The sequence below is a fragment of the Enterobacter sp. PP-008-ECC_S150 genome (genome assembly GCF_045257065.1).
Classification (GTDB): Bacteria; Pseudomonadota; Gammaproteobacteria; order Enterobacterales; family Enterobacteriaceae; genus Enterobacter; species Enterobacter chengduensis.
This window is the reverse complement of record NZ_JBJHHG010000004.1, coordinates 107,589-126,733: the sequence shown is the minus strand read 5'-3', so window position 1 is coordinate 126,733 and position 19,145 is coordinate 107,589. Positions and strand designations below refer to the sequence as shown.

The 19,145-nt window shown below is 55.8% G+C and carries 20 protein-coding genes and 2 tRNA genes; 8 read left to right on the top strand and 14 right to left on the bottom strand.

Annotated features, from left to right (window positions below):
• Nucleotides 1-23 precede the first annotated feature (23 nt).
• The 4 genes from lpp to ACJBF3_RS06710 all read right to left on the bottom strand — a co-directional run bounded on the left by lpp (nucleotide 24) and on the right by ACJBF3_RS06710 (nucleotide 4,887).
• Nucleotides 24-260: a murein lipoprotein Lpp gene (gene lpp / locus ACJBF3_RS06725; RefSeq protein WP_010430241.1), complete on the bottom strand. Its 237-nt coding sequence runs from the start codon at nucleotides 258-260 to the stop codon at nucleotides 24-26.
• Between the two features lie 309 nt (nucleotides 261-569).
• Entirely contained in the window at nucleotides 570-1,982 is a 1,413-nt protein-coding gene (gene pykF, locus ACJBF3_RS06720) for a pyruvate kinase PykF (protein WP_045284943.1), read from the bottom strand.
• Nucleotides 1,983-2,359: 377 nt separating this feature from the next.
• Nucleotides 2,360-3,505, bottom strand: a complete 1,146-nt coding sequence (locus ACJBF3_RS06715) for a PLP-dependent aspartate aminotransferase family protein (protein WP_045327097.1) — start codon at nucleotides 3,503-3,505, stop codon at nucleotides 2,360-2,362.
• 11 nt (nucleotides 3,506-3,516) lie between these two features.
• A complete protein-coding gene (locus ACJBF3_RS06710) occupies nucleotides 3,517-4,887 on the bottom strand; it encodes a cystathionine beta-synthase (RefSeq protein ID WP_045327098.1) in 1,371 nt (456 codons plus the stop codon).
• A gap of 400 nt (nucleotides 4,888-5,287) precedes the next feature.
• Here ACJBF3_RS06710 and ACJBF3_RS06705 point away from each other — a divergent pair, with 400 nt between their 5' ends.
• The 4 genes from ACJBF3_RS06705 (at nucleotide 5,288) to fumD (ending at nucleotide 8,131) form a co-directional block, all read left to right on the top strand.
• A complete protein-coding gene (locus ACJBF3_RS06705; RefSeq protein ID WP_045327099.1) occupies nucleotides 5,288-6,310 on the top strand; it encodes a methionine ABC transporter ATP-binding protein in 1,023 nt (340 codons plus the stop codon).
• Nucleotides 6,303-6,971 carry a methionine ABC transporter permease gene (locus ACJBF3_RS06700; RefSeq protein ID WP_045327100.1) on the top strand — a complete coding sequence of 223 codons (669 nt, stop codon included), beginning with the start codon at nucleotides 6,303-6,305 and terminating at the stop codon, nucleotides 6,969-6,971. The genes ACJBF3_RS06705 and ACJBF3_RS06700 overlap by 8 nt, the downstream gene beginning before the upstream one ends.
• Nucleotides 6,972-6,998: 27 nt before the next feature.
• Entirely contained in the window at nucleotides 6,999-7,811 is an 813-nt protein-coding gene (locus tag ACJBF3_RS06695) for a MetQ/NlpA family ABC transporter substrate-binding protein (RefSeq protein ID WP_045327101.1), read from the top strand.
• A 110-nt stretch (nucleotides 7,812-7,921) separates the two neighbouring features.
• Complete coding sequence (fumD, locus tag ACJBF3_RS06690) at nucleotides 7,922-8,131, top strand: fumarate hydratase FumD (protein WP_023343959.1); 210 nt, start codon at nucleotides 7,922-7,924, stop codon at nucleotides 8,129-8,131.
• On the opposite strand, the gene ACJBF3_RS06685 is transcribed toward fumD, so the two are convergent.
• The 4 genes from ACJBF3_RS06685 to ACJBF3_RS06670 are packed head-to-tail and all read right to left on the bottom strand — an operon-like array spanning nucleotide 8,112 to nucleotide 11,206.
• Nucleotides 8,112-8,798 carry an amino acid ABC transporter permease gene (locus tag ACJBF3_RS06685; protein ID WP_045327102.1) on the bottom strand — a complete coding sequence of 229 codons (687 nt, stop codon included), beginning with the start codon at nucleotides 8,796-8,798 and terminating at the stop codon, nucleotides 8,112-8,114. The two genes, fumD and ACJBF3_RS06685, sit on opposite strands and share 20 nt — an antisense overlap.
• Nucleotides 8,782-9,558, bottom strand: coding sequence for an amino acid ABC transporter permease (locus ACJBF3_RS06680; RefSeq protein WP_045327103.1), 777 nt, complete (start codon nucleotides 9,556-9,558; stop codon nucleotides 8,782-8,784). The genes ACJBF3_RS06685 and ACJBF3_RS06680 overlap by 17 nt, the downstream gene beginning before the upstream one ends.
• Nucleotides 9,558-10,373, bottom strand: coding sequence for an amino acid ABC transporter ATP-binding protein (locus tag ACJBF3_RS06675; RefSeq protein WP_032639958.1), 816 nt, complete (start codon nucleotides 10,371-10,373; stop codon nucleotides 9,558-9,560). The genes ACJBF3_RS06680 and ACJBF3_RS06675 overlap by 1 nt, the downstream gene beginning before the upstream one ends.
• A gap of 2 nt (nucleotides 10,374-10,375) precedes the next feature.
• Complete coding sequence (locus ACJBF3_RS06670) at nucleotides 10,376-11,206, bottom strand: ABC transporter substrate-binding protein (protein WP_161799251.1); 831 nt, start codon at nucleotides 11,204-11,206, stop codon at nucleotides 10,376-10,378.
• Between the two features lie 246 nt (nucleotides 11,207-11,452).
• Here ACJBF3_RS06670 and ACJBF3_RS06665 point away from each other — a divergent pair, with 246 nt between their 5' ends.
• A complete protein-coding gene (locus ACJBF3_RS06665; RefSeq protein ID WP_014831607.1) occupies nucleotides 11,453-11,620 on the top strand; it encodes a hypothetical protein in 168 nt (55 codons plus the stop codon).
• A 92-nt stretch (nucleotides 11,621-11,712) separates the two neighbouring features.
• Here the strand turns inward: ACJBF3_RS06665 and ACJBF3_RS06660 are convergent, their stop codons facing one another.
• The gene (locus tag ACJBF3_RS06660) at nucleotides 11,713-11,853 is read right to left on the bottom strand and encodes a hypothetical protein (RefSeq protein WP_032639964.1); all 141 of its coding nucleotides are present in this window, start codon (nucleotides 11,851-11,853) and stop codon (nucleotides 11,713-11,715) included.
• Between the two features lie 125 nt (nucleotides 11,854-11,978).
• Here ACJBF3_RS06660 and ACJBF3_RS06655 point away from each other — a divergent pair, with 125 nt between their 5' ends.
• Together ACJBF3_RS06655 and ACJBF3_RS06650 are read left to right on the top strand one after the other, a co-directional pair.
• Complete coding sequence (locus ACJBF3_RS06655) at nucleotides 11,979-12,761, top strand: MBL fold metallo-hydrolase (protein WP_045327104.1); 783 nt, start codon at nucleotides 11,979-11,981, stop codon at nucleotides 12,759-12,761.
• 72 nt (nucleotides 12,762-12,833) lie between these two features.
• On the top strand, nucleotides 12,834-13,469 hold the full coding sequence (locus ACJBF3_RS06650) for a carbonic anhydrase (RefSeq protein ID WP_025758321.1): 636 nt from the start codon (nucleotides 12,834-12,836) through the stop codon (nucleotides 13,467-13,469).
• 28 nt (nucleotides 13,470-13,497) lie between these two features.
• On the opposite strand, the gene ACJBF3_RS06645 is transcribed toward ACJBF3_RS06650, so the two are convergent.
• The 4 genes from ACJBF3_RS06645 to mdtK all read right to left on the bottom strand — a co-directional run bounded on the left by ACJBF3_RS06645 (nucleotide 13,498) and on the right by mdtK (nucleotide 16,895).
• Nucleotides 13,498-15,093, bottom strand: a complete 1,596-nt coding sequence (locus ACJBF3_RS06645; protein ID WP_406544850.1) for an FAD-NAD(P)-binding protein — start codon at nucleotides 15,091-15,093, stop codon at nucleotides 13,498-13,500.
• A gap of 117 nt (nucleotides 15,094-15,210) precedes the next feature.
• Nucleotides 15,211-15,287: transfer RNA gene (locus tag ACJBF3_RS06640), tRNA-Val, on the bottom strand.
• Nucleotides 15,288-15,291: 4 nt separating this feature from the next.
• Nucleotides 15,292-15,368, bottom strand: a tRNA-Val gene (locus ACJBF3_RS06635).
• 153 nt (nucleotides 15,369-15,521) lie between these two features.
• A complete protein-coding gene (mdtK, locus tag ACJBF3_RS06630) occupies nucleotides 15,522-16,895 on the bottom strand; it encodes an MdtK family multidrug efflux MATE transporter (RefSeq protein ID WP_045327106.1) in 1,374 nt (457 codons plus the stop codon).
• A gap of 225 nt (nucleotides 16,896-17,120) precedes the next feature.
• On the opposite strand from mdtK, the gene ACJBF3_RS06625 reads away from it, so the two are divergent.
• A complete protein-coding gene (locus tag ACJBF3_RS06625; protein WP_045327107.1) occupies nucleotides 17,121-17,762 on the top strand; it encodes a riboflavin synthase in 642 nt (213 codons plus the stop codon).
• A gap of 31 nt (nucleotides 17,763-17,793) precedes the next feature.
• On the opposite strand, the gene cfa is transcribed toward ACJBF3_RS06625, so the two are convergent.
• Nucleotides 17,794-18,942 carry a cyclopropane fatty acyl phospholipid synthase gene (gene cfa / locus ACJBF3_RS06620; protein ID WP_045327108.1) on the bottom strand — a complete coding sequence of 383 codons (1,149 nt, stop codon included), beginning with the start codon at nucleotides 18,940-18,942 and terminating at the stop codon, nucleotides 17,794-17,796.
• Between the last annotated feature and the right edge of the window lie 203 nt (nucleotides 18,943-19,145).

Below are 19,145 nucleotides of genomic sequence, written 5' to 3'. Positions count from 1 at the left end.
CGCCATTTTATTAACAGGTACTATTACTTACGGTATTTAGTAGCCTGGTTGTCCAGACGCTGGTTAGCGCGAGCTGCGTCGTCTTTAGCAGCCTGAACGTCGGAACGGATTGCGTTCACGTCGTTGCTCAGCTGGTCAACTTTAGCGTTCAGAGTCTGAACGTCAGAAGACAGCTGATCGATTTTAGCGTTGCTGGAGCAACCAGCCAGCAGAGTAGAACCCAGGATTACCGCGCCCAGTACCAGTTTAGTACGATTCATTATTAATACCCTCTAGATTGAGTTAATCTCCATGTAGCGTTACAAGTATTACACAAAGTTTTTTGGGTTGAGAATATTTTTTTGATGGGAATACACCTATTTTTGATCGTTCGCTCAAAGAAGCATCGAATCGGCCCTTTTTGAGCAAAAATCTATGTAAAAAAAGGCATTTATCATCGGATTCATCTTAGATAATTCGCAATTAAATAGAAAAACCCGATTTGCAATCTGAATGACTTTGGCTAATGCCGGGAATAAAAAAAGCGCCCATTGGGCGCTTTTTATCAAAATTAATGCGTTCCTGAATTATTACAGCACGTGAACGGATGCCGTATTGGTCGTTCCGCTTGGTACCAGCGCACCTGAAACCATCACCACAACGTCGCCTTTCTGTGCCAGACCGCTTTCCAGAGCCAGCGCTTTACCCTGAATGTAGAAATCGTCAGTAGAGGCGATCTCTTTGACCAGGTGGGCCACAACGCCTTTGCTCAGCACCAGCTGACGCGCGGTGGTTTCGTTGGTGGTCAGGGCCAGGATAGTGGCATCCGGGAAGTATTTACGCACTGCACGTGCAGATTTACCGCCCTGAGTCGCAACCACAATCAGCGGGGCTTCGAGTTTCTCAGCGGTTTCTACCGCACCGCGGCAGACTGCTTCGGTGATGCGCAGCTTGCGGCTGTCGTTGTTGAAGTCCAGACGGCTGGTCATCACGCGGTCGGTACGTTCGCAGATGGTCGCCATGATGCCGACCGCTTCCAGCGGATATTTCCCTTTGGCGGATTCGCCGGACAGCATAACGGCATCGGTGCCGTCGAGGATGGCGTTAGCTACGTCGCCTGCTTCTGCGCGGGTTGGGCGTGGGTTTTTGATCATGGAGTCCAGCATCTGCGTGGCGGTGATAACCACTTTACGCGCGCGCACACACTTCTCGATCATCATCTTCTGCGCGAAGATCACTTCTTCAACCGGGATTTCAACGCCCAGGTCACCACGTGCAACCATGATGCCGTCAGACGCTTCGAGAATTTCGTCGAAGTTGTTCAGGCCTTCCTGGTTTTCGATTTTGGAGATGATCTGGATCTTCTCGCCGCCGTGCGCTTTCAGATGCTCACGGATCTCAACCACGTCGGAACGCTTACGGATGAAGGACGCTGCAACGAAGTCAACGCCCTGTTCGCAACCGAAGATCAGGTCCTGTTTGTCTTTTTCAGCCAGTGCTGGCAGCGCGATAGAAACGCCCGGCAGGTTAACCCCTTTGTTTTCGCCCAGGTCGCCGTTGTTCAGCACTTTACAGATAACCTTGTTACCTTCGATCGCGGTGACTTCCATACCGATCAGACCATCGTCGACCAGCACGGTGTTGCCGACGGACAGATCGCTGGTGAAGCCCTCGTAGGTCACGGCAACGATTTCGCTGTTACCCACAACGGATTTGTCGGTAGTGAAGGTGAAGGTCTGACCCGCTTTCAGAGAGACGTCGTTGCCGCCTTCCAGCTTGATGGTACGGATTTCAGGACCTTTGGTATCCAGCAGGATGGCGGCTTTTTTACCGGTCTTGCTCATCACGTTGCGCAAGTTCTGGATGCGCTGGCCGTGTTCAGCGTAATCGCCGTGGGAGAAGTTCAGACGCATCACGTTCATGCCGGCGTCCAGCATTTTGCTCAGCATCTCTTCAGATTCGGTTTTCGGGCCGATAGTACAAACAATTTTCGTCTTTTTCATGACAGTCTTAGTCTTTAAGTTGGGAAGGATATGGAAATCTCGCTCCGGGGGCGCACCGCCGCGGAGTCAAACCTGTGTTGCAAAAGAGTATATGACACGCACTAAGGATAGGAGACATCAAATGAGCGTGCAGAAGAAAGTGTGCCTGAGTGACAGCCCAACGAAGGAGAGGAGAAGTTGTACGTTGTTTTTTGTATTCCAAGCGCTGAAACCATTCACCAGGGATTTGGCGCGCATTATACGCTGATTTTAGGATAAAAGGAAAATGGAAACGGTGTTTCAGAAATAATCTGTGCAGTTTCACATAATATTGTTATCAAGGCGTTAAGCCATGATGACAACTTATGGCGGCAGGGGATTGACCTGCCGCAAATTGCTTATTTTTGCAGCGCCTGACTGAGGTCGGCAATCAGGTCTTTGGGATCTTCAATCCCCACGGACAGACGGATCAGCTGCGGCACAATGCCGTTTGCCAGCCGCTGCTCCAGCGGAATTGACGCGTGCGTCATGCTGTAAGGCTGGCTCACCAGACTTTCCACGCCGCCCAGGCTTTCCGCGAGGGTGAACAACTTCAGGCTGCGGATCACCTCCGTGGCGCGTTGCGCATCGCCTTTTACCACCACGGAAATCATCCCACCGGGCAGCGCCATCTGCGTGCGGGCAAGCTGATACTGCGGATGCGATTCCAGACCGGGATAGAACACCTTTTCCACCAGAGGATGCTGCGCCAGCCATTGCGCAATCGCCAGCGCGTTGCTGCTGTGCTTTTCGACCCTTAGCGCCAGCGTGCGAATGCCGCGCAGGGTCAGGAAGCTGCTGAACGGATCCAGGACGCCGCCCACCGCGTTCTGCAGATAGCCGAGCCTGTCCGCCAGCGCGGGGTTATCTCCGACAATCGCCAGTCCGGCCACCACGTCGGAATGTCCGTTCAGGTATTTGGTGGCGGAGTGCACCACGATATCGAAACCGGACTCCAGCGGACGGTGGATTACCGGCGATGCGAAGGTGTTATCCGCCACGCTGATAACGTTATGACGACGGGCAATCGCCGCGATGGCCGCCAGATCGGCTAACTTCAGCAGCGGGTTGGTTGGTGTTTCGACCCAGACCATACGGGTATCCGGGCGGATGGCGGCCTCGAGCCCGGCTAAATCGTCCGGTTTAACCCAGCTGACCTGCAGGCCGGTGCTGCGCTTGCGCACGTTTTCAATCAGGCGATACGTCCCGCCGTAAACGTCATCAATGGCGACGATGTGGCTGTCTTTATCCAGCAGTTCGAGCACCGTTGAGATAGCCGCGAGCCCGGAGGCGAAGGCGTAGCCGCGCGTGCCGCCTTCCAGTTCGGCAATGGCGGTTTCCAGCGCATGGCGGGTGGGGTTGCCGCTGCGGGAATACTCATAGCCGGTATGCTCGCCGGGTGACGGTTGCGCAAACGTCGAGGTGGCGTAAATCGGCGGCATGACGGCGCCGTGCTGGTCGTTAAACTCGCCGCTGTGTACGCTCAGGGTGGCCAGGTTTTTCATCATCTGTTCCTTTATTGCTGAAGACGGTTGCGCCAGGCGGTCAGAACATCGCTGCGCGTAATCAGACCGAGAAAACGGTCGTTGTCATTAATCACGGCCACCAGGCCGCGGTCGAAGATGGCGTGCAGGGCGCTCTCCGGGGCACGTTTATCAAGAAACTCGACCTGACGCGTCATGGCTGCCGTCACCGGGAGCGCGAAGCGATCGCCGTCGCCGCCGATATGCCGCAGGAGATCCCACTCGTCGATAATGCCCACCACCTTGCCGTTATCCAGCACCGGCAGCTGGGAGATGTCGTACAGGCGCATGCGTGCCAGTACGGTGGAAAGCGTGTCGTCCGGGGCGGCGGTCACGGTGGCACCTTCATCGTGGCGCAGAGCGATGTAGTCGGAGAGATCGCCGGCCTGAGGGCGCGTGATGAGCCCCTGCTGGCGCATCCAGTCATCGTTGAACATCTTCGAGAGATATTTATTTCCGCTGTCGCAGGCGAAGGTCACCACGCGTTTCGGCGTGGTCTGCGCCTGGCAATACTTCAGGGCCGCCGCCAGCAGCGTTCCGCTGGAGGAACCTGCCAGAATGCCTTCCGTTTTCAGCAGATCCCTCGCGGTGGTGAAGGCTTCACGGTCGGTGATGCGCCAGGCGCGATTCACCCCTTCGATATGGGCCAGAGGGGGAATAAAGTCTTCGCCAATCCCCTCAACCAGCCACGAGCCCGCGTCGTGATAGCGTCCGGTCTCTACCTGGTCGGCCAGAACCGATCCGGCCGGGTCAGCCAGCACAAACTCCGTGTGCGGAGAGTGCTCGGCGAACCACGCCTGCAGGCCGCCCAGCGTACCGCCTGAGCCGACGCCCACCACGATGGCGTCGATCTTGCCGTCGAGCTGTTCATAGAGTTCCGGCGCCGTGGTGGTGCGGTGCGCCAGCGGGTTGGCTTCGTTGTTGAACTGGTCGATGTAAAACGCGCCGGGCAGTTCGTTCGCCAGACGCTGGGCGTAATCCTGGTAATAGGCGGGATGGCCCTTGTTGACGTCGGAGCGGGTCAGCACCACCTGAGCACCCAGCGCGCGCAGGTGGAAAATCTTCTCGCGGCTCATTTTGTCCGGCACCACCAGGATCAGCGAGTAGCCTTTCTGGGCGGCGATCAGGGCCAGGCCGAGGCCGGTATTGCCCGCCGTGGCCTCAATAATCGTGCCGCCCGGCTGCAGCTGGCCGGTGCGCTCCGCTTCGTTAATCATCGACAGCGCAACGCGATCCTTAATCGAACCGCCCGGATTTTGGTTTTCCAGCTTCAGAAACAGCGAGCAGGGACCGGTATCAAGCTTGTGCAGCTGAATAAGCGGGGTACGACCAATCAGTTCGGTGACGGAGTGATAAATCGTCATGATGTTTTCCTTTCTGGATGTCATGACGGGATGATAGGGCGGTGAAATTTTCGCAATAAAGAACCATTCACTGCGGTTTAGAACAAAAAAGAATATAAATGCCATTTATGGATGGCAGGATAGCAAGACGTAAAGTTGTCTGGATGTGAGGATGGCTATATCGGCACGAAATGCTGCAAAAATGACCGTTTTTCGCGCGTATCAGCCGGCAGATATGCATCCGGCAGATAATCATTGCTGAAATTGGTCTAAATGCCTTCCCCCCTGTAAATCCGCCATTTATTTCCGAAAGTTATAACAAATTCTTTTTTGTTCATTTAAAAGCTGATAACGCCTGTTTACTATCGTTTGGACATCCATACTGCTAAACCGCCAAGGGCGGCACGGATAACGAATAAGAATGATTGTACTGAGCAATATTTCGAAGATTTTTGACAACGGAAAGGTGGCACTCACTGCCGTTGATAACGTCAATTTGACGATAGCACAGGGACAAATTTACGGGATTATCGGTTACAGCGGGGCAGGTAAAAGCACGCTGATTCGTCTGCTCAACGGTCTGGAAAAACCGAGCAGCGGCAGCGTCACCATTAACGGACAGGACATTTCGGCGGCAAAAGGCGAAGCGCTGCGTCAGGCCCGCCTGAAGATCAGCATGGTGTTTCAGCACTTCAACCTGCTGTGGTCGCGCACGGTGAGCGAAAACATTGCGTTCTCGATGCAGATTGCCGGCGTGCCGAAAGCAAAAATCACCGCCCGCGTTGCGGAGCTGGTGGAGCTGGTTGGCCTGAAGGGGCGTGAGAATGCGTACCCGTCCCAGCTGAGCGGCGGGCAAAAGCAGCGCGTTGGTATTGCCCGTGCCCTGGCGAACAATCCTGACGTGCTGCTGTGCGATGAAGCCACCTCCGCGCTTGATCCGCAGACCACCGATCAGATACTCGATCTGCTGCTGGATATTAACCGCCGCTTCAGGCTCACCATCGTGTTGATCACCCACGAGATGCACGTGGTGCGCAAAATCTGCGACCGCGTGGCGGTGATGGAGAACGGTAAAGTGGTGGAAGAGGGCGACGTGCTGAACGTCTTTACCCATCCGCAGCAGCCGATTACCCAGCAGTTTGTCCGCCAGGTAAGCCAGTACGCCGAGGAAGAAACCTTCAATACCGAGCTGGCAAACGATCTGGAAGGTACGGTCATCAGGCTGACCTTTACCGGGCACAGCACGCATAAGCCGATCGTGGGTGAACTGACCCTGCGCTACGGCCTGCCGTTTAACATCCTCCACGGGAAAATGACGCAAACCGCCCACGGCGTTTTCGGGCAACTCTGGGTCCACGTCGTGGCATCTGATGAACAACTGAACAATATCCTCGCCGACCTGCAGCACAGCGATATTGAAGGCGAGGTAATTAAACATGGCTGAGAATCTCTTTCCGCACCTCAAGTGGGATCAGCTCTGGGCGGCGACGCTGGAGACGCTGTACATGACCGCGCTTTCCGGCGTGGCGACCTTTATCCTGGGCATCGTGCTGGGTCTGGCGCTGTTTTTAACCGCGCGCGGCGGGCTGTTCCACAACCGCACGGTCTACAGCGTCATTTCGATCGTGGTGAACGTGTTCCGCTCGATTCCGTTCATCATTCTGATTGTCCTGCTGATCCCGTTCACCAAGACCGTCGTTGGCACCATTCTTGGGGCCAACGCGGCGCTGCCGGCGCTGATTGTCGGCGCCGCACCGTTCTACGCACGCCTGGTTGAAATCGCCCTGCGTGAAGTGGATAAAGGCGTGATTGAAGCGACGCGCTCGATGGGCGCACGGCTGAGCACGCTCGTGTTTCGGGTTTTACTGCCGGAATCATCACCTGCACTGGTATCGGGTATTACGGTGACGCTGATTGCGCTGGTGAGCTACAGCGCAATGGCAGGGGTGATTGGCGCCGGTGGTTTGGGAAATCTGGCTTATCTGGAAGGATTCCAGCGCAACCATGGTGACGTCACGCTGGTGGCAACGGTGACCATTCTGATCATCGTTTTCATTATCCAGTTCTGCGGCGATGTCATTACTTCATTGTTAGACAAAAGATAATCTCTAAAAACACACAGGAACCCCATCATGAAAAAAACACTGACACTGATCGCCGCCGCAACCCTGAGCGCCCTGAGCTTTGCCTCCTGGGCCGACACGCTGACGGTTGGCGCATCTAACACGCCGCATGCGGAAATTCTGGAGCAGGCAAAGCCGATTCTGGCGAAGCAGGGTATCGACCTGGAGATCAAACCGTTCCAGGACTACATTCTGCCGAACACCGCCCTGGCGGGTCATGACATCGACGCGAACTATTTCCAGCACATTCCTTACCTGAACAGCGTGCTGAAGGATCATGCGGGCGATCAAGACTACGACTTCGTCAGTGCAGGCGCGATCCACATTGAGCCTATCGGCATCTACTCTAAAAAATACAAGTCGCTGAAAGACCTGCCGGAAGGTGGCAAGATCATCATGCGTGACGCGGTTTCTGAAGAGGGGCGCATTCTCTCCATCTTTGAGAAAGAGGGCGTGATCAAGCTGAAGCCGGGCATTGATAAAGTGACCGCGCGCATCAGCGACATCGTTGAGAACCCGAAAAAGCTGAAGTTTACGCCTAACGTGGAAGCGTCCCTGCTGCCGCAGATGTACAACAACAACGAAGGCGACGCGGTGGTCATTAACGCCAACTACGCCATTGACGCGGGTCTGGATCCGGTTCACGACCCGATTGCGGTTGAGAGCGGTGAAAATAACCCGTACGCCAACATCATTACCGTGCATCGCGGTGACGAGAAGAAGAAAGATATTGTCGCGCTGGTGAACGTGCTGCACTCCAAAGAGATTCAGGACTGGATCCGCACCAAGTACAAAGGCGCGGTCATCCCGGTAAATAACTAATTTACTGATTTTACTGATGAAGCCCGGCGAGTCTCTCGCCGGGCTTCTTTTTTGTATCCGGCAGGAGAATCATTTAAGCTCAACGTTTACTAGGCAATGGAGTGATGACGATGGGTAACGTGACCAAAGATGAAGCGCTGTATCAGGAGATGTGCCGGGTGGTCGGAAAGGTGGTGCTTGAGATGCGTGATTTAGGGCAGGAGCCAAAGCATATTGTCATTGCCGGGGTACTACGTACCGCGCTGGCGAACCAGCGCGTGAAACGCAGTGCATTGACAACCGAGGCAATGGAAACGGTGGTTAAAGCGCTGGCCGGATAAGGCGCCAGCGTTTTGCAAGCTGCTCGAGCGAGCAGCAGAGCAGGTAGTAGACCACGCCCGTAAAGATAAAAATGGCCGCCGGGTAGATTTGCACCCGGTTGTTGACCTGTCCCGCCACCGTGGTCAGCTCCGGGACGTTGACGATAAACGCCAGCGACGTATCCTTCAGCAGGCTGATAAAAATCCCCACCAGAGACGGCAGAATATTTCTCAGCGCCTGCGGCAGCAGCACGCGCAAGAGGATTTGCCGGGTGCTGAACCCCTGAGACAGCGCCGCCTCGTGCTGCCCGGACGGCAGCGCGTTAAGCCCGGCCAGCACCGAGTGCATCACGGTTGCCGCGGTAAACCAGGCCAGCGCCAGCGTGACGGTCAGCGCCCCCGGCAGATCGCCTCCGGTCATAAGCGGCAGGAGATACCACATCCAGAAAATCACGAAGATGAGCGGGATCCCGCGAATCAGCTCTGCCCACAAAAAGAGGGCTTTTCGCACAAGCCCGGTAAAACGCCAGGCCAGACACGCGAGCACTATCCCTCCGGGCAGCGCGATGACGGCAGCCCAGGCCGCCATCATTAACGAGAGCAACACGCCACCCGGTTCACCCGTCGCCGCGCGTCCCCACAGCAGATAATCGAGGTTATCGGTAATGACGTTAAGTCCGGCAATCATGTTTTTCACTCCCTGTGTTGGCGAAGTTTGGACGCTGACGTTTCGCCTGAGGTCCAAGGCGAACCAGCACCATCCCCATGATCAGGCCGGTCAGCAGGTAGAGTGCGGTACCAAGGGTAAAGGCCTCCAGCGCGTGCGCGTTATAGCTCTCAATCTGCCTGACCTGATAGGTCAGCTCGGCAAAGCCAATCCCGCTGGCGAGCGAGGAGAGCTTCATCAGATTGAGGTACTGGCCCACGACCGGCTGCCAGGCGTTGGCCAGCCCCTGCGGCAGCAGGATGTAACGAAACAGACGCCACGCGGAGAAACCCTGAGCGAGCGCCGCCTCCCGCTGTCCGGCAGGCACGGAGCGTAACCCCGACTCCACCTCTTCGATTAAAAACGCCGAGGTAAACACGCCCAGACCCCAGGCAGAACATAAAAATTCGGGCGTAAACCACCAGACGTCGCCGGGCAAAATGGACCAGCTGTGATCCGCGTTGACCACGTCGCGAAACGCCTGCGGCAGCCCGTTCCAGGCGGCAAAATACCAGAACAGAAGCTGCACCAGCAGCGGCGTATTGCGAAACAGCGACACCCAGCCGCTAACGACCGCGTTCCCGAGTCGTCCGCCGGAAAGGCGCAGGAGCATAAAGAGCAGGGCGAGCAGGCTGGCCAGCATCATCCCGGCAAGCGTTACCCACAGGGTGGTGAGAAATCCGGAGAGTATCCACTGCAGAGGCTGTCCGGTCAGTACTCCCTGCCAGTCGAGCGCGGGCATTACGGATGCTCCTGATGCAGCGGGTCGAGCACTTTTTGCAGGAACCGCTGCGCGCGCGGATGCGATGGCTGACTGAAAAACTGTGCCGGTGGCGCGGTTTCCAGAATTTGCCCGCCGTCGATAAAAACAATCCGGTCGGCAATTTCCCGGGCAAACTGCATCTCGTGGGTCACGACAATCATGGTGATCCCGCTGTGGGCGAGGGCTTTCATTACGTACAGCACTTCACCAATCATCTCCGGATCCAGCGCGGAGGTGGGCTCATCGAACAGGATGATTTGCGGTGAAGAGGCCAGGGCGCGGGCAATCGCCACGCGCTGCTGCTGTCCACCGGAAAGCTCTGCCGGGAAATGGTGAGCTTTTTCCAGCATGCCGACCTTCTCCAGCAGGGCCAGCGCGCGCTCGTGGGCGGGCTGTGGCTTCCAGCCGTGAACGTGTTCCAGGGCCAGGGTGATGTTCTGGCTGGCGGTGAGATGGGCGTAGAGATTGAACTGCTGGAACACAAACCCCACGCGGCTGCGTAACTGACGCAGCCCGGTCCCGGAAAGCGTTCCGGTAGGCTTGTTGTCGACCAGGATCTCCCCGCCGCTCAGGGTTTCAAGCTGGTTAATAAGGCGGATCAGGGTGGATTTTCCGGATCCCGACGGGCCGAGGATGGCAACCACTTCACCCGGCGTGATGGTGAGATTAATGTCGTTTAAAACCTGATGGTCGCCGTAGCGTTTCTCCACATGACGAAATTCGACGCTGGCCTGTTCCAGATGTGAAAAATCCGCGGCACCGGCCGCGGAGTGTGAAAATAAACCTGAGAGCATAATTATCTGGCTTCTATTTTAAAGGCGCGAGGCTGCGGTGCTGGGGTGCCTGGACCAAACCAGACGTCGTAGATTTTTGCCGCCTGACCGCTCTTCTCAAGATTAATCAGCTCGTCGTTAACGGCCTTCAGCAGCGCGGTTTCCCCTTTTTTCACCCCCACGCCAATCTCTTCTTTACTGAGCAGATCGGGCAGGATTTTAAAGTTGGCTTTGTCCGGTGCCTGCGCCAGCAGGCCGGCCAGAATGGTGCTGTCCTGAGTGATGGCCTGTACGTTGCCATTGCGCAGCGCCGTCAGCGCCAGGGGAATATCGTCATAAGAGAGCACACGGGACTGCGGGAAACGCTGGTGCAGCGCCTGCTCGCCCGTTGTGCCTTTGACCGCGCCAATGCGCGCCCGGCTATAGTCATCAAGCTTGTCCGGTGATTTCGCCGGCACCAGGAACTGTTGGCCGGTGACGAAGTAAGGCGTTGAGAAATCAATCACCTGTGCGCGTTCCGGGGTGATAGTGATATCCGCCACGATCAGATCGGCTTTCCCGGACTGCAGAAGAGGAATACGGTTGGCCGGATTGGTGGCAACCAGCTCAAGCTTCACGCCGAGCGATTTGGCCAGCGCCCTGGCAAAGTCCACGTCATAACCCACGATTTCATGCGTTTTAGCATCAATCGAGCCAAACGGCGGGTTGGCGTCAAAGGTGGCCACTTTCACCACACCTGCTGCCTTAATATCCGCCAGCTGATCGGCCTGCGCCTGTGCTGAAAGCAGGCTGCCCGCCGCCAGTAATCCCAGAACCAGTGCCCGTTTGTTAAACCCTTTCATTTTTGCTGCCATAGTCATCCGCCATCCCGTTGTTTTTGTTTTACCCCGCTACGCTCCCATAAGGGAAAGCTATCGCCAAATAAGAAATCGTTCTTTGCTATGAGCAAAAAAGCATTAGTGAACAAGGTGTTAATGAAAAGTGAAAAAGGACAGGGCGCTATTTGCAGATCCTGCACATCAACAGTGGATTTTGGTATTTCACCTGCGCGACGTTTGGGTGTTTAACTGAGATCAGACACGGCGAGAGAGGGTAAGACGATGAAAAAATGGATCAGCACGTTACGGCGGTTTTTTGCGACCCGACCAGTGAATGCGGAGAACAGCGCGCAACGTGTTCTTGAGTCAATCCTGCCCGTCGCCAGCCTGTATGGCGTGGACGTTGCGAACATTGACCCGGAGTGGTTCCATGATAAAACGTCACGCTGAGCTGCGCCGCACGCGCGAAATGTACTGGAATGAGCTGTGCGTGACGTTTAAAGAGTGAAATAAAAAAGCACCGGTTTCCCGGTGCTTTTTTATTAGATTTTGCAGGCATCGCCGCAGTCGTCGTCGGCGACAATCGCCTGGGCTTTTTTATCCGCGTCGTCCAGACGTTCCGCATTACGCTCTTCTGCTTCATCCAGACCGCTAAAGACTAAGTTATCGAGATCAATTTCCATGTGGCACCTGCTCTGTTCAGTTTTTGATACTGGCACAGTATAGGGCAAAAAAAGCCGGCAATGTACCTCGCAGCACATAAGGATAATCCCTGCCATACTCAGTGCTTTATCGCTGAGGAGCGCACATGATTACCCTCTGTAAAACCTGTGGAACCGCCTACGATGCGCAGCCGGACAGCTGCCCTGTTTGCGAGGATGAACGCCAGTATGTGCCCGCCACGGGCCAGGCGTGGACCGATCTCGACACCGTTACCGCTACGCATACCAACAAATGGCAGCTGCTGGCGCCGCGGCTGTTCGGGATCAAAACGGTTCCCGCGTTTGCCATTAACCAGCGGGCGCTGCTGCTGCAAACGCCCCACGGCAATATTCTCTGGGACTGCATCGCCAACCTCGATCCCGCAACCAAAACGCTCATCACCGCCCTTGGCGGCATCAGCGCGATTGCGATTTCACATCCGCACTATTACACCACCATGCAGGAGTGGGCTGCGGCGTTTGATGCGCCTGTGTACCTGCACGCCAGCGACAGAGAGTGGGTGATGCGCCGCAGCCTGGCCATTCATTTCTGGGAGGGAGATGCGCTGGAGATTTTCCCGTCGGTCACCCTGCTGCGTTTAGGCGGCCATTTTGCCGGCGGAACGGTGCTGCACTGGCAGGAGGAGGGCGGGGTATTGCTGGTGGGCGATATTTTGCAGGTCACGCCGGGTAAAGACGCCGTCTCGTTTATGTGGAGCTACCCGAACTATCTGCCGCTCCCGGCCCGCGCCGTGGCGTCGGTCGTGAGTCATCTGGAAGGCAGAACGTTTGAACGTCTTTACGGCGCGTTCGAAGGGCAGAACATCCTCGCCAGCGCGGACGAGATTGTGCAGCGGTCGGGCCAGAAATATATTGCTTGTCTGAAGTGAAGCGCGGTGGGTAAACTTTACGAGTGTGATCGCGATCATACCTAAACGAAAACAGATAAAAGAGACATTGCTATGCAACATATCATTGAAGGTTTTCTCAGCTTTCAAAAAGAGATTTTCCCGCAACGTAAAGAACTCTTCCGCAGTTTAGCGTCCAGCCAGAATCCCAAAGCGCTGTTCATCTCATGCTCCGACAGCCGTCTGGTCCCGGAACTGGTCACCCAGCAGGAGCCGGGACAACTCTTTGTCATTCGTAATGCTGGCAACATTGTGCCGCCGTTCGGTCCGGAGCCAGGCGGCGTGTCCGCTACCATCGAATACGCCGTTGTAGCGCTGGGCGTCACGGATATCGTGATTTGCGGTCACTCCAACTGCGGTGCAATGAAGGCGATTGCCGATAACGCAAACCTGGAGCCGATGCCGGCCGTGTCACACTGGCTGCGCTACTCCGACGCGGCGAAAGCCGTGGTAGAGAAGAAAACCTGGGATAAGCCGATCGATAAGGTCAACGCGATGGTGCAGGAGAACGTGTTTGCGCAGCTGAGCAACATTAAGACCCATCCGTCCGTTGCGGTGGGCCTGCGTAATAATTCCATCCGCCTGCACGGCTGGGTGTACGACATTGAAAGCGGCGAAATTCTCGCGCTGGATAAAGGCACGAAAACCTTCGTTTCGCTGTCTGAAAACCCGGAAGTCTTCTTCGAGTAATCCGCAACAGCAGGGCATGGAAGCCCTGTCAGTCCTCCGTATACGGTAATCTCCGCCGCAATCCCGACGCGGGTCTTTCCGCCGCCTTCGCCATGGCTTTCGCTATTTCCGCACACTCCGCCAGCCCCTGAACGAAGGGACGATCGTGCATCAGCCACGGTATTGCGCCGAAGGCGATGCGCCCGCGAACGGCGTCAGGCGCGTTCAGGGTATAATCTTCGCCGACGTCGGGTATCTCTTCGCCCGTGGCCTCCAGCTGTTTACGCAGCGTCGGAAAGGGCAGATCTCTCGTTTTGAGCGGCTTTTGCCCGCGCGCGTCAATAAAAACGTCGAAACGGTAAGCGGTCTCTTTGGTGGTAATCACCGTTCGATCGCTGCCAATATCCAGCGTGTAATCGTCTCCGAGCGCCGCTACGCTAATGATGCCGGCTTCGCGAAGCGCGAGCAGCCTGCGGATCGACTGCGGAGGAATGGCCGCATAGTTATCGATAAATACCCGCGCCAGCCCTTGTTTGAAGCGCCTGGCGTCTCGCTCGTCAAGATGGGGCACGATTGCCTGGACCACTTCATGCAGCCGAAGCACGGTATAGCGCCAGGCCACGGTGCGGCGCTCGCGCTTATTTTTCTCCACTTCATTCAGGTTATCTTCTGCCCAGGTGAAGGGGCCGTGCCGTTTACGATCCTCAAACCAGGCCTCACGAATGCTGTCCGCGTTAAGCGTATGCAGCGAAATTTTCTCGCACCATGTCGGGTCGGCGAGCTGCAGCTCTTTGACCATCAGGGTGAAGATGCGGTCGAGCAGGCCATCCGATCCTTTGGCAATCTCGCTTTCGACCACGCGTTCGGTCAACACCGACAACGGTTCGTAAGGAATAGGGCAGTAAAAATCAGCTTCCGGCAGTATGCCCGTCCGGGACATCAGGACAATCTTCAGCGCGTCGCTGCCTTTATCCAGCACGAACCTATCGTCGCGAAAGGCACCGTGCTGCATCACGACCGCCATCGCCGCGTCGAGACCGCTCAGGGACGTCCCCATAATGCCAACGCGGCAGGGAGGAATACTGGCATCCATCAGGCCGGACCAGGGGCTTGGGAAGAACGTTCGCGTGGCTTCATCCTCTTCTGGCCAGACGTGGCCGGTGGCGATCGCCGCAAGGTCGAAGCGTTCAGGAAAGGCGCTGCCGTTGACGGAGAGCGTGACGCCTTCTTTGTCGGGCGCGATATCGGTGACCCGGGCGGCTTCATGAACATCAACCTGAAATCCCCGCTTTTTCGCCTCTTTTACGATAGACCGGAAGCTGTCGCGGAAATACTCGCCCAGCAGGAGGCGGGGGAGGAACTGCCGGTCATGCAGGCGGGCTTTATCAACCTTAAAGCGCGCCAGATGGGCGTCGCTCTGGCCCTTAAGCCAGTCGAGGTAGGTCATAAAAATCGGCGGGATTTCAATGCTCGCGATATTTGCCAGCATCAGACGCGAGTTATCGTCGTCGTTATAGGGCATGCCTACGCCCGCTTCATCAGCTTGTTCAAACACGGAGATGGCAAGCAGCTGCGGGTTGTTCAGAAGCGCGTAAAAGGTATAAATCCCTGTTGGGCCGGAACCGATAATGGCGATTTTCTTCATCGACGGTCTTCCTGTTTTTTTCCATGAGGAAAGCGTAGCAGGAGAACAGTGATAAAAATGAAGGATTAGGAAAATTCAGGATATCAGAAGAGGATTTGCACCATTTCAGGACTGAAATGGTGCGTCCGAGTGGACTCGAACCACCGACCCCCACCATGTCAAGGTGGTGCTCTAACCAACTGAGCTACGGACGCAGAATGGTGCGTTCAATTGGACTCTAACCAACGACCCCCACCATGTCAAGGTGGTGCTCTAACCAACTGAGCTATGAACGCAACGTGTTGTCGGTGACAACGGGGACGAATATTAGCGGCACAGCATCGAGGTGGCAAGAGGGAAAATGCAATTTTCTCTCTGATTTCACGCGATTGCTGTATTACCGCGCAAAGTGAAGAGAAAGTAGCCGCCGGGCGGCGGCTACTGCGTATTTAACGTGCAGCGCGTTGCAAAATGATCGTTGATGGCTGGCGCTGCAGGAAGCGCATGCGCATCATCATCATAATCGCCGCCGACGTCAGGCCGATAATAAAGCCCATCCAGAACCCGGCAGGCCCCATGCGGTCTACCACCAGGTCGGTCAACGCCAGAATATAGCCACACGGCAGACCCAGCACCCAGTAGGCGATGAAGGTGATAAAGAAGATGGAGCGCGTGTCTTTATATCCGCGAAGCACGCCGCTGCCTATCACCTGAATGGAGTCAGAAATCTGGTAAATCGCGGCCAGCAGCATCAGGTGCGAAGCCAGCGTGACCACTTCCGGGTTGTCGTTGTAGAGCAGGGCAATCTGCTCGCGTAGGGCAACGGTAAAGAGCGCCGTGCAGACTGCCATGCAGACGCCGACGCCCAGCCCGGTGCGGGCGGCCGTTTGCGCATCCAGCGTTGAGCCCTGGCCCAGGCGGAAGCCCACGCGAATCGTGACCGCCGCCGCCAGCGACATGGGCAGGACGAACATCAGGGAGCTGAAGTTGAGCGCAATCTGGTGACCGGCCACGTTCACAATGCCCAGCGGGGAGACCAGCAGGGCGACGACGGCAAACAGGGTCACCTCAAAGAACAGCGCGAGGGCAATCGGCAGCCCTAGCTGCACCAGACGCGTCATGATGTTCCAGTCCGGCGTGCTGAACCTGTTCTCGTTGCGAATATCGCGCATGGAACGGGCGCGTTTTACAAAAGCGATCATCGCGAAGAACATCACCCAGTAAACGGCGGCTGTTGCCACGCCGCAGCCAACGCCGCCCAGCTCCGGCATCCCGAAATGACCGTAAATAAAGACATAGTTCACCGGAATATTGACCAGCAAACCGATAAAGCCCATCACCATGCCGGGCTTGGTTTTCGCCAGACCCTCACACTGGTTACGCGCCACCTGGAAAAAGAGATAGCCCGGCGCGCCCCACAGCAGCGCGCGCAGATAGCCCACGGCTTTATCCGCCAGAGCAGGATCAATGTTATGCATAGCGCGAATGATGTGGCCCGCGTTCCAGAGCACGACCATGATCAGCACGGAGACAAACCCGGCCAGCCAGAAACCCTGACGCACCTGATGGGCAATGCGCTCGCGGCGGCCCGAACCGTTTAGCTGAGCGATAACCGGCGTGAGCGCGAGCAGCAGACCGTGGCCGAACAGGATGGCCGGAAGCCAGATTGACGTGCCGATGGCCACCGCCGCCATGTCGGTGGCGCTGTAGCCGCCTGCCATTACCGTATCCACAAATCCCATTGCGGTCTGGGCCACTTGCGCGACGATCACGGGTATAGCCAGTGCCAATAACTGGCGCGCTTCATTCATGTACTTCTGCACGTGAACACCTTTATTTTGTAATTATTTGAAAGACTAAAAAAGCCGCCGAAACGGGCAGCAAGAAGAAGATGCAGGGGGGTGCCAGCTATTGTAGCGGGCTTTAGCTATTTATCTAGTGAAAAAATCGCCAGAAAATGCGCTCCGCTGGCAACCTGTTTTTCCAACTGTTATTGTGGTGGGATTAAACGGTGTCACCACCGTCTGGAAAAAACAGGAGTTGTAAGCATGTTTACTGGTATTGTACAGGGCACTGCCAAAGTGGTGTCCATTGATGAAAAACCTAATTTCCGTACGCATGTTGTTGAGCTGCCGGAATATATGCTTGAGGGCATCGAAACCGGCGCATCGATTGCCCATAACGGCTGCTGCCTGACCGTAACCGAAATTAACGGCAACCAGATCAGCTTTGATTTAATGAAAGAGACGCTGCGGATCACCAACCTGGGCGAGCTGGCGGTAGGCGATACCGTTAACGTTGAACGGGCAGCGAAGTTCAGCGATGAAATTGGCGGCCATCTGATGTCGGGGCACATCATGACCACCGCTGAAGTGGCGAAAATCGTCACCTCGGAAAATAACCGTCAAATCTGGTTTAAAATGCAGGATCCGTCATTAATGAAATACATCCTCTACAAAGGATTTATTGGCATTGACGGGATTAGCCTGACGGTGGGGGAAGTGACCCCAACGCGTTTTTGCGTGCATTTAATTCCTGAAACGCTGCAGCGTACTACGCTTGGCGCGAAAAAGCTGGGGCATCGCGTGAATATCGAAATCGATCCGCAAACCCAGGCGGTGGTGGATACGGTTGAGCGCGTTCTGGCGGCAAAAGAAGCCGCAATAATAAAGAGCGTAGAAGAAGAATAAAAAATAACCCCGGGAATCCGGGGTTATTTTTTTAGCGTGCGACCCGCAGGCCGTGTTCAATTCCGCGGCTGAAAACCACCTGCCAGAGCTGAATATCCCGCGCGCGAAATGCCCCCGCGCAGGCATTCAGATAATAGCTAAACATTCGCTTGAATCGTTCAGAATAGTTGTCCGCAATCTCTGGCCAGGCCTCCTGAAAACGCGCATGCCATGCCATCAGCGTGGTGTCATAATCCGCGCCAAAGTTATGCCAGTCTTCCATCACGAAATGGGATTCACTAGCGTTGGCAATCTGGCGAACGGACGGTAAACAGCCATTCGGGAAGATGTATTTGTTGATCCACGGGTCGACGTTATTGTCGGTCCGCTTAGAGCCGATGGTGTGCAGCAGGAAGATGCCGTCCGGTTTCAGATTACGATCTACCACCTCAAAATAGGTATCGTAGTTTTTCGGCCCGACGTGCTCGAACATGCCGACGGAAACGATCCGGTCAAACTGCTCGTTCAGGTCGCGGTAATCCTGCAGCCGGATGTCCACATCGAGACCCTGGCAGCGTTCCCGCGCCATCTTTTGCTGTTCTGCTGAAATCGTTACGCCGACCACGCTGACGCCGTAGTTCTTCGCCATAAAGTACGCCAGCCCGCCCCAGCCGCAGCCGATATCCAGCACGCGCATGCCGGGCTGCAGCTGCAGCTTCTCGCTGATTAGACGCAGCTTGGCCTGCTGGGCCTCCTCAAGCGTCGACGCGTCTTTCCAGTAGCCGCAGGAGTATTGCATGAAAGGGTCCAGCATCCGGCTGAACAGGTCATTGCCCAGATCGTAATGCTCTTTACCGACGATCCATGCGCGTTTTTTACTTTGCAGGTTGAACAGACGGGCAGAGGCGACGCGCAGGGTGTCTTTCAGATTGCGAGGGAGTTGATTTTCAAGACCGGCACGCAGCACGCTGGCAAAAAAGGTATCCAGACGCTCGCACTCCCACCAGCCGTCCATGTAGCTTTCGCCCAGGCCTAACGATCCCTCCCGCAAGACGCGTTTAAAAAAGTCGGGATGTTTAACCTGGGGATCGGATGGCGATGATCCATTGATAGTGATGCCTGCTCGACCTAACAGTTCACTGACGATCCGGGACCAGTTGTCGTCCGGAACGCTGACTTCTTCTATACACGATGAACTCATAGCTTCTCCATCACCCTGATGTGATCAGAACCTTCAAACAGCGTAGACGCTTTTTTGGTTTGTGAGAAATCTCACGGTAAAAACCGCGAGGCTAGTATCCGACGTAGAACAGAGGAAGGGAGATAACCCTTGCCGAAATGCCTTCCATGGTAAAACGGGAGCGCTCCGGCTCCCGTTAACACTTAATATTTATCGTATTTAAT